This window comes from Aquitalea sp. USM4 (assembly GCF_004328945.1).
Lineage (GTDB): Bacteria > Pseudomonadota > Gammaproteobacteria > Burkholderiales > Chromobacteriaceae > Aquitalea > Aquitalea pelogenes.
Genome location: NZ_CP029539.1, coordinates 933,968 through 950,785, shown reverse-complemented (window position 1 = coordinate 950,785; position 16,818 = coordinate 933,968). Strand labels below are relative to the sequence as shown.

Here is a 16,818-nt window from a genome sequence, read left to right as displayed (position 1 = left end):
GGCCTATTTTATCATCACACTGTTTTGCTTTATTCGGGAATCAACAAACAAATGAGCGAATATCTGTTTACGTCGGAATCGGTATCGGAAGGCCATCCGGACAAAGTAGCCGACCAAATCTCCGATGCCATCCTCGATGCCATCCTGCGCGAAGACAAATACGCTCGCGTAGCAGCCGAAACCCTGGTCAACACCGGCTTGGTGGTGCTGGCTGGTGAAATCACCACCTCGGCCAATGTCGACTACATCAAGATTGCACGCGAGACCATCAAGCGCATCGGTTACGACAACTCCGAGCTGGGTTTCGACTACCACGGCTGCGCCGTCATGGCCTGCTATGACAAGCAATCGCAAGACATCGCCCAAGGCGTGAACGAAGGCGAAGGCCTGGACCTGAACCAGGGCGCTGGCGACCAAGGCCTGATGTTCGGCTATGCCTGCGACGAAACCCCGACGCTGATGCCCTTCCCCATCTACTACGCCCACCGTCTGGTGCAGCGCCAGGCCGAACTGCGCAAGGACGGCCGCCTGCCGTGGCTGCGCCCGGACGCCAAGAGCCAGATCACCTGCGTGTACGATGGTGAAACCGGCCTGCCCAAGCGTATCGACACCGTGGTGCTGTCCACCCAGCACAGCCCGGAAATCGATCACAAGACGCTGACCGAAGCCGTCATCGAAGACATCATCAAGCCGGTCCTGCCGCCGGAAATGCTGACTGCCGAAACCAAGTATCTGGTGAACCCGACCGGCCGCTTCGTCATTGGCGGCCCGATGGGCGACTGCGGCCTGACCGGTCGCAAGATCATCGTCGACACCTATGGCGGTGCAGCACCGCACGGTGGTGGCGCCTTCTCCGGCAAGGACCCGTCCAAGGTGGACCGCTCGGCCGCCTATGCTGGCCGCTACGTGGCCAAGAACATCGTGGCTGCCGGCCTTGCCCGTCAGTGCCAGATCCAGGTTTCCTACGCCATCGGCGTGGCCGAGCCGACCTCGATTGCAGTGGATACCTTCGGCACCAACAAGATCCCGAACGAAAAGATCGTGGAACTGGTGAAGAAGCACTTCGACCTGCGCCCGAAAGGCATCATCCAGATGCTGGACCTGCTGCGCCCGATCTACGGCAAGACCGCCGCTTACGGCCACTTCGGCCGCGAAGAGCCGGAATTCACCTGGGAACGCACCGACAAGGTGGAAGCGCTGCGCGCTGACGCTGGTCTGTAAACCAGTTAGCTGTTGTTGCAAGATCAAAAAAGCACCGATTCATTCGGTGCTTTTTTCATGTCAGTTTAACGTGGGCAGAAAAAAAGGGCGCCGAAGCGCCCCGAAGTCCCTTACCACAACTTGTTGATGGTGTTGGCTGCTTACTCCACACGCTCACCGTGCAGAACCACATCCAGACCTTCGCGTTCTTCGTCTTCAGCCACACGCAGGCCAACAACCACATCAATGATTTTCAGCAGGATGAAGGTGATGATGGCGCAGTACACCACGGTCACACCCACACCGATTGCCTGGGTAGCCAGGCTACCTTCGGCACCGCTGATGCTCTTCACCGCAAATACACCGGTCAGCAGCGCGCCAACGATACCGCCAACACCGTGTACACCGAAGGCATCCAGCGAGTCATCGTAGCCCAGCATGTGTTTCAGGCCAGTTGCACCCCAGAAGCAAACCACGCCAGCCACTGCACCAATAATCAGGGCACCCTTTACATCCACGAAACCAGCTGCAGGAGTGATGGCAACCAGGCCAGCTACAGCACCGGAAGCAATGCCCAGTACCGAGGGTTTTTTCTTGTGGATCCATTCAGCAAAAGTCCAGGCCAGTGCAGCAATACCAGTGGCAACCTGGGTGGTCACCATGGCCATGCCGGCACGACCATCAGCGGCTACCGCAGAGCCGGCATTGAAGCCAAACCAGCCCACCCACAGCATGGAAGCGCCAATCAGGGTCAGGATCAGGTTGTGCGGCGGCATGGCTTCCTTGCCAAAACCCACGCGCTTGCCCATCACCAGGGCACAGATCAGGCCGGCAATACCAGCGTTGATGTGAACCACGGTACCGCCAGCAAAGTCCAGCACACCCAGACCGCTCATCCAGCCGCCCGGTGCCCAAACCCAGTGGGCAACCGGTACATAAACGAGCAAGGACCACAGCGCAGTAAAGATCAGCAGGGCAGAGAATTTCATCCGTTCAGCAAAGGCACCGGTGATCAGTGCCGGGGTAATGATGGCAAAGGTCATCTGGAACATCATGAACACCGATTCCGGAATCGATCCAGCAGACGGATGAACGGCAACTTTTTTGGTGTCGGCAATGTAGTCCATGCCATCCAGGAAGACACGGCTCAGGTCACCCAGGTAGGGATTGCCAACGGTAAAGGCCAGGCTGTAGCCAACGACGGCCCACAGTACGGTCACCAGCGCGGTGATGGCAAAGCTTTGCATCAGGGTGGCCAGTACGTTCTTTTTGCGGACCATGCCGCCGTAGAACAGGGCCAGGCCCGGAATGGTCATGAACAGCACCAGTGCGGTGGAGGTCAGCATCCAGGCTGTGTCGCCGGAGTTGATGACCTTGAAGTCAGCCATGGCCGGACCTGCCGGTGCATCAGCCAGAACGGGCAGGGCCAGTGACAACAGGCCGGTACCCAAGGCAGCAAGTTTCTTCTTCATGTGATTTCCCCTGTATGGCTATAGCGTGGCTTAAACCGCGTCGGTACCGGTTTCCCCGGTCCGGATCCGCACGATTTGTTCAAGATCGAAGACAAAAATCTTGCCATCACCAATCTTGCCGGTACGTGCCGATTTTTCGATGGCCTCGACAACCTGGTCCAGCAGACTGTCATCAATGGCAATTTCCAGTTTGACCTTGGGCAGGAAGTCCACGACATATTCAGCGCCACGATACAGCTCGGTATGACCTTTCTGACGGCCAAATCCTTTGACTTCCGTGACGGTAATGCCTTGCACGCCAATGGCGGATAGCGCTTCACGTACTTCATCAAGCTTGAAAGGCTTGATCACGGCGGTGACCAGTTTCATGTTCACTCCTTTTCGGTGGACCCGGTTAGTTGCTTGCGTTACTGAGAAACACTACTGCATAAACCGTGCCAGCTTATTATCTTGCTGTTACCTAAGTGTTTTCCGCGATTAAATCTGTAATTGCTGAGCATTAATGGCTGTCAGCACCAAGGCGGAGCATTTATTATTGAGCCTCTGCACTCAATTGGTGCGTTGCTCGCTGCGCTGCAGCGCCGAATGGATTTTGCTACACTCGAAGCGGACTATCGATTACCTGCAAAGGAGCACCAAGATGTTGAGTCAGAAGATTTTTGAAGAAATCAGCAGCAAGATCAGCGATACCATCGCAGCCAGTCCGGCCAAGGATATCGAGAAGAACATCAAGGCCATGATGGCATCCACTTTCTCCCGCATGGATCTGGTGACCCGCGAAGAATTCGATGTGCAACAGGAAGTACTGGTGCGTACCCGTGAAAAACTGACTGCACTGGAAGCCCGCCTGGCCAAGCTTGAAGCCCAGGTTTTCCCTGAGGAAGCCCAGGCCAGGACCGAAGCCCAGGCTGAATTGGGTCATTCCTGAGCACGATGGCTCTGGCCGTAGTAGCGAGCCGTGCCCTGGCCGGGCTGCATGCCCCGGAAGTTGCCGTTGAAGTCCATCTGGCCAATGGACTTCCGCAGTTCACCATCGTCGGCTTGCCCGACACCGAAGTGAAGGAAAGCCGGGACCGTGTCCGGGCCGCCATTCTCAATTCTGGTTTTGAATTCCCCGCGCGTCGCATTACGGTCAATCTGGCACCAGCTGATCTGCCCAAGGACTCTGGCCGTTTCGACCTTCCCATTGCCATTGGCATTCTGGTTGCCGCCGGCCAGATACAATGCCCACATCTTGCAGACTATGAATTTGCCGGCGAACTGGCACTGAGTGGCCAGCTGCGTGCAGTGCGCGGTGCCCTGGCCATGGCATGCCAAACCCGTCGTGCAGGCCGTGCCTTCATGTTGCCGCGAGACTGTGCTCAGGAAGCTGCGTTGGTGCTGGCAGATCAGGTTTATGCCGTGGATAGCTTGCTGCAAGTTTGTGCACACCTGAATGGCACCCAGCCCTGTTCACCCATCGTCGTCAACCAGAATGACACACGGCCCGTTTATCCGGACTTGGCCGATGTCAAAGGCCAGGCCGCAGCACGTTATGCCCTGGAGATTGCCGCTGCAGGTGGACACAGCCTGTTGCTGGTAGGGCCGCCGGGTACGGGGAAGTCCATGCTGGCATCGCGTTTGCCGGGCATTCTGCCAACGATGAATGAGGAAGAAGCGCTGGAGGCCGCCTCGGTTCAGTCACTTGGCACGCGAGGCTTTTTACTGGAACAATGGCGCCAAAGACCATTCAGGGCTCCGCACCACACCGCATCAGCCGTTGCCCTGGTTGGCGGCGGTTCAGATCCGCGGCCGGGTGAAATCAGTCTGGCACATCATGGCGTGTTGTTTCTGGATGAGTTGCCAGAATTCGATCGCAAGGTATTGGAAGTATTGCGTGAACCTTTGGAGTCCAAAGTAATCCATATTTCGCGCGCCAGCCGGCAAGCCATTTTTCCCGCCGACTTTCAACTGGTTGCTGCCATGAATCCCTGTCCTTGCGGGTATCAGGGGCAGCCTTCCGGGCGCTGTCAATGTACACCGGAACAAATTGCCCGCTATGTTGGCAAATTATCGGGCCCATTGTTGGACCGGATCGACATGCATGTACCGGTTCCGGCACTGGGTGCGGATGAACTCACCAGTGCGGTGGCCGGCGAGGGAAGCGAGCTGGTGCGTCTTCGGGTTCAGCAGGCGCGTGATGTGCAGTTGCAGCGTCAGGGATGCAGTAATGCCCGTCTTTCCGGATTGGCGCTGGAGCAATATGGCGCGGCAGACCCGGCAGCACTTGCCTTGCTGGCAGGTGCTCTGGAAAAGTTGGGACTGTCGGCCAGAAGTTATCACCGGATATTACGCATCGGGCGTACGGTGGCGGATCTGCAAGGAAGCGTGAAACTGGAACGACATCATATGCTGCAAGCCATTCAATTAAGAAGGAGTGGTTTTGGTGTGTGATTCGGTAAATATATTTTCGTCTGGTTTTAATAGATAATGTACCGATTGATTGTATGGAAATGGTAGTAGTACATGGCAAATCGTGATGTGAAGAATTCCTCTCGTACCAGCGCTTCCGGGCGAGGACGTCCTGGTCGCAAGAGTGGAGGCGGGGGGCTGGTAGCGGGTATTGTCATCGGCCTTATCGTGGGCGTTGCCGTTGCAGTGGGCCTCGCCATGTATCTGAATCGTTCTGCAACGCCATTTTCCAATCTGGAAAAACTGGATCGCAAAGCCGGTTCTGCTGCAAGCTCGGCGCCATCGACAGAACTTCTGGAACCGGGTACCAAGATTGCCGATGTACAAGCCAATCAGCCGGCACCTGCTGCGTCTGCTCCGGTGAAAGTCGAACAGCCGGCACCGCCACCGATGCCCGCAGAGCAGCCGGCGGCCACAAGCACGGCCCCTGCGGCAAGTGCCAAGAACAAACCGGCTACGTCCCCGGCCACTACGGCCAAGGATGAACAGCGTTTTGACTTCTACAAAATCCTGCCCGGTCAGGTGGATGCAGTCCCTGCCGATGGCAAGGCAGCAGGTAAAGACCGGGAACCTTCTACTGCCGCACCAGCCAAAAAGGTCTTCCTGCAACTGGGTTCCTTTCAGAATGAAAATGAAGCTGACAACCTCAAGGCCAAGCTTGCCTTGCTGGGTGTTGAGGCCAAAATCCAGTCTGTTTCGATTCCTGACAAGGGCATGGTCCATCGCGTCCGTATCGGCCCATTGAGCAAGCCTGAAGATATCGATCGCCTGCGTGCCCAGCTGAAGCAGGATGGTATCAATGCTGCCGTCGTCAAGGCAGAGTGATTCAAATAAACGTCTAGAGGACAAAAAATGAAAAAATGGTTGTTGATGACCTTGTTGCTGGTCAGTGGTTTTGCCAATGCTGCTTCCGAACTGGGCAAGGATTATGTGCTGATGGCCAAGCCGCAGCCGGTGGCTAATCCCAAAAAGGTTGAGGTGATCGAGTTTTTCTCCTACACCTGCATCCATTGTTTTCATCTGGACCCGCTGATCACCGCCTGGGAAAGGAAAAAGCCGGCCTATGTTGATTTCCGTCGCGAACAGATTGTTTGGCAAAAGCCGATGGAAGGTTTTGCCCGCCTGTTTGCCACGCTGAATGTCACGGGATATATGGAGAAGCTGAATGCGCCGGTGTTCGACGCCGTCATGCAGCAGAAAATCAACCTGGCCGATCCTTCGGTGCTGAATGACTGGCTGAAGAAACAGCCCGGTGTGAACCTGGCCAAGTTCATGCAAACCTATAACTCCTTCGGTATCAACAGTCAGGTTGCACGCGCCAGCCAGATCACTCGTGCCTACAACATCGAAGGAACGCCTACCATTGTCGTGAATGGCAAGTATGCGCTGTCACCGGCTGCTCCGGAGCGTCTGATCGAAGTGCTTAATGACGTCATTGCCAAAGCCAAGGCGGAAAGCAATATCAAGTAATGCATGTCCCGATGGCAATGCCTGCATTCGCAGGCAATTGCTTTTATCGGACGAAAGCTTGACGCTTCGAGAAATAACAGGTACTATTCATTTCTCTGACGCGGGGTGGAGCAGTCTGGTAGCTCGTCGGGCTCATAACCCGAAGGTCGTAGGTTCGAATCCTGCCCCCGCAACCAAGTTTTCAAGAAAAGACCACTCAGCAGAGTGGTCTTTTCTTGTATGTGCGCAAGCACACCATTACGTTCAGTTTGCTGTTCAGGAACGTATTCCCTCGAGTCATATTTTCGGGCCGTCTTCTTTGGAAGATGGCCCATTTCTTTTTCTGATTCATGCCTAATGCGATAGGCAATAAAAAACCGCCTTCATCGAAGGCGGTTTGCTTGGCTGGTCAGGGATGATCAGATGCGTTTTGCCAGTTCTGCTGCCTTGCCAACGTAGGCAATCGGAGTCAGCTCCAGTAGACGTGCCTTTTCAGCTTCCGGAATCTCCAGCCCCTTGATGAAAGCAGACAGAGTTTCGCGGGTAATGCCATCCTTGCCGCGGGTCAACTCTTTCAATTGCTCGTAAGGGTTGGGTACACCGTAGCGGCGCATTACGGTCTGGATCGGTTCGGCCAGTAATTCCCAGCTGCGACCCAGTTCTTCGGTAATGGCTACCGGATTGATTTCCAGCTTGTTCAGACCCTTGAGGCAGGCTTTGAAACCCAGCATGGTATAGCCGAAGCCAACGCCCATATTGCGCAGTACGGTGGAGTCGGTCAGGTCACGCTGCCAGCGGGAAACCGGCAACTTTTCTGCCAAGTGTTGCAGAATGGCATTGGCCATGCCCAGATTGCCTTCGGAGTTCTCGAAGTCGATCGGGTTGACCTTGTGCGGCATGGTCGAGCTGCCTACTTCATCCTTCTTCACTTTTTGCTTGAAGTAGCCCAGCGAGATGTAGCCCCAGATATCGCGGTTCAGGTCGATCAGGATGGTATTGATGCGGCCTACCACCTGGTACAGCTCGGCCATGTAGTCATGCGGCTCGATCTGGATGGTGTAGGGATTGAAGGTGAGGCCCAGTCCGGAGACGAAGCGGCCACACAGGCTTTCCCAGTCGATTTGCGGGTAGGCAACCAGATGCGCATTGTAGTTGCCAACGGCACCGTTGATCTTGCCCAGGATTTCCTGCGACACCAGTTGTTCACGTTGGCGCTTCAGGCGGTAAACGGTGTTGGCCAGTTCCTTGCCCATGGTGGACGGCGTGGCGGGTTGGCCATGGGTACGGCACATCATGGGCAGGTCAGCCAGTTCGTGCGCCAGTTGTTGCAGCTTGTGAATCACTTCGTCCAGTGCAGGCAAGACCACGGTATTGCGTGCGGTCTTCAGCATCAGGGCATGAGACAGGTTGTTGATGTCTTCGGAAGTGCAGGCGAAGTGAATGAACTCGCTGGCTGCCATTACTTCTGCATTGCCGGAGAGGCGTTCTTTCAGCCAGTATTCGATTGCCTTGACGTCATGGTTCGTGCGGGCTTCAATTGCTTTCACCTCTTCACCATGCTGCACGGTGAAGTTGGCAATGACGTCATCGATTTCGCGGATAGTCGCTTCGGAGAAAGGTTTCACTTCCTCGATGCCCGGCTCGGCGGCCAGCATTTTCAGCCATTCCAGTTCAACCTTGATACGGAATTTCATCAGGCCATATTCGGAGAACAGGTTGCGCAAGCCTTCAACCTGGGCGGCGTAACGGCCATCCAGAGGACTCAGGGCGATCAGCGGGTTCAGATTCATGACGAGGTATTTCCAAACGTGGTGTGCCAGACATGCTGGCAGGTTTCAGTACAAAACAAATCTATTTTTACAGCGCGGCCAGGCGGCGTGCTAATCCGCTAGCCAGGCTATCGGCAGCTTCAGGCCGATAGCGGAAAAAAAGCTCCGGTTCAATCATTTCAACTTCCATGATGGCTAGCTGACCGGCATTGTCGCGCACGATATCCACACGCGCATAAAGCACATCAAACGGAATCGCCGCAACGGCATGTTCCGCAAACTGCTGCTCTTCATGGCTGGCCATGTGTGGATGGACACTGCCTCCATGATCATCCTGTACCCGGAAGTCGCCAGTTTTTGGCACCTTGCGGATGGCATGGCTGAACTGACCATCAATCACCATCAGCGATATCTCGCCTTCGGTCAGGATTGCATGCTGGAAAGGCTGTAACAGCAGTGCCTCCTGTTGAACCAGTTCAGCAAAAGTGCATTCCAGTGCCAGTGCATTCGTAGGCGCAAGACGGTAAGTATGCCGTGCCGATCCTGACACAACCGGCTTGAGAATGGCGTCTGACCAGCCACTCTCCGCCAGGCATTGTGCCAGGGGGCGCTTATCACCCTTTTCAATGTAGTGGGTCTTCACGACATTGATGCCTTTTTCTGCAATGAAGCGCAGGTAATGCTTGTCGATATTCCAGTCGATGAGTGCTGCACTATTAAACAGGGTGGTCTGCTTGGCCACCTTGTTTAGCCAAGGGCGGAATTCTGCATAGCGGTCAAAGTAGTCCCAGGTGGTCCGAAACAGCAGGCTTCGCGTTTGCTGCCAGTCAAAATCCGGGTCATCCCACGCTTTGCGTGCGACACGCAAACCCTGCTTTGTCAGGGCATCCAGCACCAAACCATCTTCGTGATGGACCTGTTTGCAGTACCAGTCATCGGTATCCAGTTCCAGCAGGCTGTGCTTGGTGAGTACCACTACATCAAACAACATGATTTCCCTTCACATCAAGCAAAACGGGTGCAGAGCACCCGTTTTGCTTACATTCCCGGCATCATGCCTTTCATGCCGCGCATCATTTTCATCAGCCCGCCTTTGGCTGAAAACTGCTTCATCATTTTCTGGGTCTGCTCAAACTGGTTCAGCAGGCGGTTGACCTCTTGCACCGTCACACCGGAGCCTGCGGCAATGCGGCGTTTGCGGCTGGCCTTGATCAACTCGGGCTTGCGACGTTCCTCCATGGTCATGGCATTGATGATGCCCTCAATGCGACGCATGGACTTTTCTGCTTCTGCACCCTGAATACCCTTGGCCATCTGACCAAGCTGACCAGGCATTTTCTCCAGCAGATTGGACATGCCGCCCATTTTCTTCATCTGCTGCATCTGTGCCTTGAAATCTTCCAGGTCAAAGCCCTTGCCAGACTTGAGCTTCTTGGCCATGGCAGCAGCTTCATCCTGATCGATGCCCTTCTGGACTTCTTCGATCAGGGACAGCACATCACCCATGCCCAGAATACGGCTGGCGATACGATCCGGGTGGAAGGCTTCAAGCCCGCTTACTTTTTCGCCAACACCAATAAACTTGATCGGTTTGCCCGTGATGTGGCGTACGGACAGCGCAGCACCACCGCGCGAGTCACCATCCATCTTGGTCAGGATAACGCCGGTCAGCGGCAGGGCTTCATTAAAGGCCTGCGCAGTATTGACTGCATCCTGGCCTTGCATGGCATCCACCACAAACAGCGTTTCGACCGGATTGATGGCGGCGTGCACCGCCTTGATCTCGGCCATCATCGCTTCATCAATGGCCAGGCGACCGGCAGTATCCACCATCAGTACATCAAAAAAGTGGCGCTTGGCATGATCAACAGCGGCACGTGCGATATCCACCGGCTTTTGATTGCCGTCGGAGGGGAACCACTCGACACCTACCTGTTCAGCCAGCAATTTCAGCTGCTCGATCGCAGCTGGACGATAAACGTCAGCGGAAACCACCAGAACTTTCTTTTTCTGGGTTTCTTTCAGTAATTTGGCCAGCTTGCCAACGGTTGTGGTTTTACCTGCACCCTGCAGGCCAGCCATCAGTACAATGGCTGGTGGAACAGCTGCCAGATTGAGGGCGTCGTTTTTCTCCCCCATCAATTTGACAAGTTCTTCGTTGACCACGCCGACCAGGGCTTGCCCCGGTGTCAGGCTGCCCATGACTTCCTGACCCAGAGCACGTTCCTTGATCTGGGAAATGAATGCCTTCACAACAGGAAGTGCGACGTCGGCTTCCAGCAATGCCATGCGGACTTCCCGCAGTGCATCCTGGATGTTGGTTTCGGTCAGGCGGGCATTGCCGCGCAGGTTCTTGATGACGCCGGACAGGCGGTTGGTCAGGTTGTCTAACATGCTGAGTCCTTCTGTCTGCCAACAAGGGACAGGTTGGTGTAGACTTTCAAACTTACGATTTTACCACGAGCTGCCGGGTTGACGCCCGCAAATGATGGCGCTAACACCATGACCGCGTTTCTTTTTTCCCTGACTATTCTGCTGAGTCTGGCCTATGCCGGGCTCTCATGGCACTTCATCGGTAACTGGAAGGGTGTTGCCAGTTTGCCGCGTAACCCGAAACTGGAGCATACCGCGCTGGGTTTCCTGCTGTTAGTGCATGCCTATGCGGTAGTGTCTCCTTTGTCGGAAGGCGTGATGTTTTCCTTGGGAGTGGGGCGTGCCCTGTCGGTTGTGGTCTGGATGATGCTGGTGATTTACTGGACATGCGGCTTTTTCTACCGGGTAGAGGGCCTGCAGTTGTTCATGATGCCATTGGCCGTGTTCACACTGGTGTTTTCATTGGTATTTCCGGGTGAGCACATCATCCATGACCTTGGCAATCCGGCTTTCGCCCTGCATGTTTTGGTATCGATTGTGGCTTACAGTCTGTTTGCCATTGCAGCGTTGCTGGCCGTATTGATGTTGTTCCTCGAGAAAGCCCTGCACGACAAGCGTTGGTTATCGCTGGTACGACAGCTTCCGCCTTTGCTCTCATTGGAAAAAATGATGTTTCAGGTAATCGGCATCGGCTTCCTGCTGCTGACGGTATCCCTGCTGACCGGCATCGTTTTTTCTGAAGAGGTGTTTGGCAAAGCAGTTGCCCTGAGCCATAAGACAGTCTTTTCCGTTATCTCCTGGTTATTGTTCGCTGCTTTGCTCTTGGGGCGACACTTCAAGGGATGGCGCGGGAAGATTGCGATACGCTGGACACTGGCTGGCTTCGGGACCTTGTTGCTTGCTTACATCGGTAGCAAAGTAGTACTGGAATTACTGTTGCATCGTTATTGACTGGAATGTTTTCAATCAATGTAAGGAGCCTCGTTTCATGAAAAAACTGTTTGCGCTGATTGTTGGTATGTTTTTTATCTGCGCCTCCGCACTGGCCGCCATCAACATTAATACGGCTAACCAGCAGCAGCTTGAGTCTCTCAATGGCATCGGCCCGGTCAAGGCCAAAGCCATTATCGATTACCGCACCAAGAATGGTGCATTCAAGACGGTAGATGATCTGAAGAAGGTAAGCGGTATCGGCGACAAGACACTGGAAAAGTTGAAGAAGGACATCAGTGTCACCGGGACTAGTACCGTTCCCGCTCCTGCGGCCGCAACCCCTGCCAAGGCGGCTGCACCAGCAGCCAAGGCCGCGCCGGCGAAAAAGTGAGCTGCTGAAGCTGTCGTTGTAAAAGCAAAGCGCCCACATGGGCGCTTTTGCTATTGTCATTCCTTGTTTTTGCCAAACAGCATCAAGGCCTTCTGTCGCTGTTCCGCATGGTCAACCAGTGGCTTAGGGTAGTCTCTGCCCAGTTGAAAGCCCATGGGCGGATTTTTTGCCAGCCATGGAGCATGAATGTCCTTGTCGTTGAACTGGGCCAGTTCGGGTACATAGCGACGGATGAACTTGCCATCAGGATCAAACTTGGCGGACTGGGTGACCGGATTGAATATCCTGAAATAGGGCTGTGCATCGCAGCCGGTTGAGGCTGCCCACTGCCAGCCACCATTGTTGGCTGCCAGGTCGAAGTCGAGCAGCTTGGCGGCGAAGTAGGCTTCCCCCTTGCGCCAGTCAATCAGCAAATCCTTGACCAGAAAACTGGCTGTAATCATGCGTAAGCGGTTATGCATGTAGCCGCTCTGGTTCAGTTGACGCATTGCCGCATCTACGATCGGATAGCCTGTACGTCCCTCCTGCCATGCAATCAGCCACTCTTCACGATTCTCAAAGGCAAGCTGACGATACTCTTCCTTGAAACTTTGTCCGGCAGCAATGGGAAAGTGCCAAATCAGCTGCTGATAGAAATCACGCCAGATCAACTCGCCCAGCCAGCAGTCCGCCCCTTCTCCACCTTGCAGGCAGGCAAATTGAACCAGCTTTCTCAGGGAAATAGTACCGAAGCGCAAGTGGGTGGAAAGATAGGACACCCCTTTGGTTGCCGGATAATCACGCCATATCTTGTAGTGTGTGATGCGCTGACAAAAGTCGGCAAACAGCTGCTGTGCCGCATGACTGCCACCTTTCAGGCTCACAAGGCCGGCTTTAAAACCCAGTTCTTCCAGTGATGGAGTGGGAGAGGAGCTCCATCGGTCCAGGTGCTGCAGATACTGGTGAGTCGGATAGGCCTGCATGTAAAAGCCATCCAGTTTTTTCAGCCATGCATTCTTATAAGGTGTGAATACCGTGTAGGGGCGTCGTGTGGTGGTGAGAATTTCATCTGTTTCAAAGATGACCTGATCCTTGAACAACTGCAGTTGACGCCCCTGTTGTGCCAGCTGCTCAGCGACGTGCTGATCACGCACGCGTGCTGCAGGTTCGTAGTCACGGTTGGCAAATACAGAATCTGCCTGCCACTGTTGCGCCAGTGCCGGAACAACATCACTGGCTCGCCCTTGTGCCACATGCAAATCGCTGCCTATGCGACTCAGCTCCTGTCGTAGCTCGGCAATTGACTGCCAGATGAAGTCAATCCGTCGGTCATCGGCAGCAAGTTCATCCAGAATTTCACGGTCAAAAACAAACAGGCAGCGGACGGGTTTGCCAGCTTTCAGTGCATGGTACAGCGCTGCATTGTCATCCAGCCTCAGGTCGCGGCGGAACCAGAATATGTTGGTGTTGGACATGATAGGGCGTTGTCAGGTGGTTGGTGGGTATGCAAAAAAACAGTCCATTATTAGCATTTTTGCAACACTTTGCTGGGGTTGTTGTTTTTTTGGTTTTGCCGGTTTGAAGCGATAATTTTCATTAAATATCAATAAAAACAAAGACTTGTCGTTTTGTTGCTGGCTGGGTGCTTCTGGCTGTTACTACGGTTTCGCTGCGATGTTTTGTATTTTTGCAACGGGCGTTTTATATTTCAGCCAGCAACCAGCCGATCAATCGGCGGTGAAAAAATGTCCGGGTGTCTTGCGCTGGCAAGGCAATCTAACAGGACTACATTAACTGACTTCGAAAGGAATTAGCGATGAACAAGAAGCTGATCGCCCTGGCTCTGGCCGCTCTGCCGGTAGCTCACGCAATGGCTGATGTAACCATTTACGGCACTATCGAAGCCGATGTGGAAAGCAACAAGACCTACGCTAACGGCGTTAAGGATGTAAACGGCAAGCCGAAGGCTGTTTCCCGCATCGACGACACCGGTTCCCTGATCGGTTTCAAGGGTAACGAAGACCTGGGCAATGGCCTGAAAGCCATCTGGCAAGTTGAGCAAGGCCTGAGCATCGACGGTACCACCGTTAACGCTTCCAACACCTTCGCTACTCGCGATTCCTTCGTTGGTCTGCAAGGTGCTTTCGGTAAAGTACGTATCGGTAAGCTGAGCACCTTCCTGAACTCCGACGCTGGCGCTCCGGATGCCTGGATCTACGGTAACAAGGGTGTTAACGGTCAGTCCTACAGCTCCATCAACCAGCTGGACGGTCGTGTTAACAACGCCATCCGTTACGATATTCCGGAATTCGTTGCCGGCCTGAGCGGTGCTGTTGTTTACGGTGTTGACGAAACCAACGCTACCAACAAGCAAAACACCTTCAGCTTCGGTACCACCTATACCAACTCCGGTTACTTCGGTACCTTCGGCTATCAGCGTTTCAACAACAACATCGCTGGTAACAAGGCTGGTAACTACTGGCGCCTGGAAGCTGGCTACAATGCCAACAACATCCTGGCTGCTGCTTACTACGGTCAATCCAAGCTGGCTTCCGGTACTACCGACGCTACCTTCGGCTTCGCCTCTACCACTGACCTGCCGAACGGTTCCGAGCTGAAGAAAAAAGAAGCTGGCCTGACCCTGGGTTACACCTTTGGCGCCATTACTCCGAAATTCTCCTACGGTCGCGTATGGGGTGCTTCGGTTGACGGTACCGATGTTAAGGGTCACCTGAACCAGTACGTACTGGGTGCTGACTATGCTCTGAGCAAGCGTACCACTGCTTACGCTTCTTACGGTTACGTTCAGAACACCTATCGTGATTCGAACGATAACAAGTTCTCCAACGAGCGCACCGTTGCTGTTGGTGTTCAGCACAAGTTCTAATTCTCGTTCAGAGAGTTAAACTTAATAAAAGGACTGCTTCGGCAGTCCTTTTTGCATTATTCTGCTGTAGAAGCGAGATAGTGAGCGAGCCTAGCCATGGGGCCTGCCACTTTGTCCGTGCAGCGCATATAATGCCAGCATGCCATATGGCTTGATTGGTAGCGTCTAGTCGCAAAGGGGAGTTATGGAAGCTTCTGCTGGGATATCTGGTCTGGGAAGAGCGCTGGTGCAGAACAATGCATTGCTGTTACAGGATGCAGAGGCTATCCAGCGTCAGGCGCAGGCATCTGGCATCAGTTTTGTCGAGCAATTGATTGCCAGCAAGAAGATGTCCGCAGTGGAGGTTGCCACTTTTGCGTCGGGTGTATTTGGTTATCCTTTGTTGGACATGGGTGCCATCGATCCTGTTCAGCTGCCCAAAGGGCTGGTTGATGATGAATTGATTGGCAGTCGTCGTCTGGTTCCTTTGTTCAAGCGTGGTAACAAGCTGTTTATTGGTACGTCTGATCCGACCCAGACATCCGCGTTCCACGCCATTACTTTCAAGACCGGTCTGACGGTTGAAGTGGTCGTGGTTGAAGATGACAAACTTTCCAAAGTGATTGGGAAGTACACCGAAGATGCAACTGCTGCGATCAAGGCCTTGGAGAACGAGGAGTTTGGTGATCTGGAGTTTGTTGATCCGGATGAGCCCACTCCGCACAGTGAAACCAATCAGCCTGATGTCGATGACGCTCCTGTCGTCAAGTTCATTCACAAGGTTCTGCTGGACGCCATTAACGGAGGGGCATCCGACGTCCATTTCGAGCCTTACGAAAAGTTTTACCGCATTCGTTATCGTGTGGATGGCCAGCTGAAAGAGATTGCGCAGCCGCCTTTGCTGTTGAAAGAAAAAATCGCGTCCCGTATCAAGGTGATATCGCGCTTGGATATTTCCGAGAAGCGCGTACCGCAGGATGGTCGTTTGAAGCTGGTGTTGTCCAAGACACATTCAATTGATTTTCGTGTCAGTACCTTGCCAACCCTGTTTGGCGAGAAGATCGTAATGCGTATTCTGGATGCTTCTGCCGCATCACTGGATATCGAACAGCTGGGTTTTGAACCAGAGCAGAAGAAAATGCTGCTCGAAGCCATTGCGCGTCCATACGGGATGGTGCTGGTAACCGGGCCTACCGGTAGTGGTAAAACGGTTTCGCTTTATACTTGCCTTAATATCCTGAACAAGCCGGATATCAATATTTCGACGGCGGAGGATCCGGTTGAAATCAATTTGCCTGGCATTAACCAGGTCAATGTAAACGAGAAGGCTGGTCTCACCTTCTCGTCTGCCTTGAAAGCGTTTCTGCGGCAGGATCCTGATGTCATCATGGTGGGTGAAATCCGGGATTTCGAAACGGCAGACATTTCCATCAAGGCCGCACAAACCGGCCACATGGTGTTTTCCACCTTGCATACCAATAATGCGCCTGCCACCTTGACTCGTTTGCTGAACATGGGTGTGGCACCATTCAACGTAGCCAGTTCGGTACTGTTGATCATGGCCCAGCGTCTGGCCAGACGCTTGTGCAACCACTGCAAGGCACCGATCGATATTCCTGAACCGGCATTGCTGCGGGCGGGTTTCCGCCCGGAGGAACTGGATGGCAGCTGGAAACCATACGGTCCTGTTGGCTGCGACGAATGCCGTGGCTCGGGCTATAAAGGACGTACCGGTATTTATGAAGTCATGCCCATCAGTGATGCCATGACCCGTCTGATCATGCAGAATGGTACTGCCATTGATATCAGTGACCTTGCCTTGCAAGAGGGCATGATTGATTTGCGTCATGCCGGTTTGCTGAAGGTAAAGCGTGGGCTGACCTCGCTGGCCGAGATCGAGGCTGTGACCAACGATTAGGTATAAGAAAGATATAA

Annotated in this window: 15 protein-coding genes and 1 tRNA gene; 10 read left to right on the top strand and 6 right to left on the bottom strand. The window is 54.0% G+C overall.

Going from position 1 to position 16,818, the window contains the following annotated elements; translation table 11 throughout:
• The first annotated feature begins 51 nt into the window (after positions 1 to 51).
• Positions 52 to 1,221, top strand: coding sequence for a methionine adenosyltransferase (metK, locus tag DKK66_RS04465; protein ID WP_062786391.1), 1,170 nt, complete (start codon positions 52 to 54; stop codon positions 1,219 to 1,221).
• Between the two features lie 140 nt (positions 1,222 to 1,361).
• On the opposite strand, the gene DKK66_RS04460 is transcribed toward metK, so the two are convergent.
• Positions 1,362 to 2,672, bottom strand: coding sequence for an ammonium transporter (locus DKK66_RS04460; RefSeq protein ID WP_131355847.1), 1,311 nt, complete (start codon positions 2,670 to 2,672; stop codon positions 1,362 to 1,364).
• Between the two features lie 30 nt (positions 2,673 to 2,702).
• Positions 2,703 to 3,041, bottom strand: a complete 339-nt coding sequence (glnK, locus tag DKK66_RS04455; RefSeq protein ID WP_045845429.1) for a P-II family nitrogen regulator — start codon at positions 3,039 to 3,041, stop codon at positions 2,703 to 2,705.
• 271 nt (positions 3,042 to 3,312) lie between these two features.
• On the opposite strand from glnK, the gene DKK66_RS04450 reads away from it, so the two are divergent.
• From DKK66_RS04450 to DKK66_RS04430, 5 genes are all read left to right on the top strand, one after another.
• Positions 3,313 to 3,600 (top strand): accessory factor UbiK family protein, encoded by a 288-nt coding sequence (locus DKK66_RS04450; RefSeq protein WP_062786388.1) that lies wholly within the window; start codon positions 3,313 to 3,315, stop codon positions 3,598 to 3,600.
• A 5-nt stretch (positions 3,601 to 3,605) separates the two neighbouring features.
• Positions 3,606 to 5,105, top strand: coding sequence for a YifB family Mg chelatase-like AAA ATPase (locus tag DKK66_RS04445; protein ID WP_131355844.1), 1,500 nt, complete (start codon positions 3,606 to 3,608; stop codon positions 5,103 to 5,105).
• A gap of 72 nt (positions 5,106 to 5,177) precedes the next feature.
• Positions 5,178 to 5,948 (top strand): SPOR domain-containing protein, encoded by a 771-nt coding sequence (locus DKK66_RS04440; RefSeq protein ID WP_131355841.1) that lies wholly within the window; start codon positions 5,178 to 5,180, stop codon positions 5,946 to 5,948.
• A 27-nt stretch (positions 5,949 to 5,975) separates the two neighbouring features.
• On the top strand, positions 5,976 to 6,593 hold the full coding sequence (locus DKK66_RS04435; protein ID WP_131355838.1) for a thiol:disulfide interchange protein DsbA/DsbL: 618 nt from the start codon (positions 5,976 to 5,978) through the stop codon (positions 6,591 to 6,593).
• A 99-nt stretch (positions 6,594 to 6,692) separates the two neighbouring features.
• Positions 6,693 to 6,769, top strand: a tRNA-Met gene (locus DKK66_RS04430).
• 222 nt (positions 6,770 to 6,991) lie between these two features.
• On the opposite strand, the gene purB is transcribed toward DKK66_RS04430, so the two are convergent.
• The 3 genes from purB to ffh all read right to left on the bottom strand — a co-directional run bounded on the left by purB (position 6,992) and on the right by ffh (position 10,735).
• A complete protein-coding gene (gene purB, locus DKK66_RS04425; protein ID WP_062786374.1) occupies positions 6,992 to 8,362 on the bottom strand; it encodes an adenylosuccinate lyase in 1,371 nt (456 codons plus the stop codon).
• A gap of 67 nt (positions 8,363 to 8,429) precedes the next feature.
• Positions 8,430 to 9,236 carry a RimK family alpha-L-glutamate ligase gene (locus DKK66_RS04420; RefSeq protein ID WP_242673568.1) on the bottom strand — a complete coding sequence of 269 codons (807 nt, stop codon included), beginning with the start codon at positions 9,234 to 9,236 and terminating at the stop codon, positions 8,430 to 8,432.
• A 143-nt stretch (positions 9,237 to 9,379) separates the two neighbouring features.
• The gene (gene ffh, locus DKK66_RS04415) at positions 9,380 to 10,735 is read right to left on the bottom strand and encodes a signal recognition particle protein (RefSeq protein ID WP_045845422.1); all 1,356 of its coding nucleotides are present in this window, start codon (positions 10,733 to 10,735) and stop codon (positions 9,380 to 9,382) included.
• Positions 10,736 to 10,843: 108 nt separating this feature from the next.
• On the opposite strand from ffh, the gene DKK66_RS04410 reads away from it, so the two are divergent.
• Positions 10,844 to 11,665, top strand: a complete 822-nt coding sequence (locus DKK66_RS04410; RefSeq protein WP_062786365.1) for an inner membrane protein YpjD — start codon at positions 10,844 to 10,846, stop codon at positions 11,663 to 11,665.
• A 37-nt stretch (positions 11,666 to 11,702) separates the two neighbouring features.
• Positions 11,703 to 12,038, top strand: a complete 336-nt coding sequence (locus DKK66_RS04405) for a ComEA family DNA-binding protein (RefSeq protein ID WP_045845420.1) — start codon at positions 11,703 to 11,705, stop codon at positions 12,036 to 12,038.
• A 56-nt stretch (positions 12,039 to 12,094) separates the two neighbouring features.
• Here the strand turns inward: DKK66_RS04405 and DKK66_RS04400 are convergent, their stop codons facing one another.
• Positions 12,095 to 13,492, bottom strand: a complete 1,398-nt coding sequence (locus DKK66_RS04400) for a deoxyribodipyrimidine photo-lyase (RefSeq protein ID WP_131355832.1) — start codon at positions 13,490 to 13,492, stop codon at positions 12,095 to 12,097.
• Between the two features lie 341 nt (positions 13,493 to 13,833).
• Between DKK66_RS04400 and DKK66_RS04395 the strand changes: the two genes are divergently transcribed.
• Positions 13,834 to 14,904, top strand: coding sequence for a porin (locus DKK66_RS04395; RefSeq protein WP_131355829.1), 1,071 nt, complete (start codon positions 13,834 to 13,836; stop codon positions 14,902 to 14,904).
• A 184-nt stretch (positions 14,905 to 15,088) separates the two neighbouring features.
• Entirely contained in the window at positions 15,089 to 16,801 is a 1,713-nt protein-coding gene (gene pilB, locus DKK66_RS04390; RefSeq protein WP_131355826.1) for a type IV-A pilus assembly ATPase PilB, read from the top strand.
• The last annotated feature ends 17 nt before the right edge of the window (positions 16,802 to 16,818 follow it).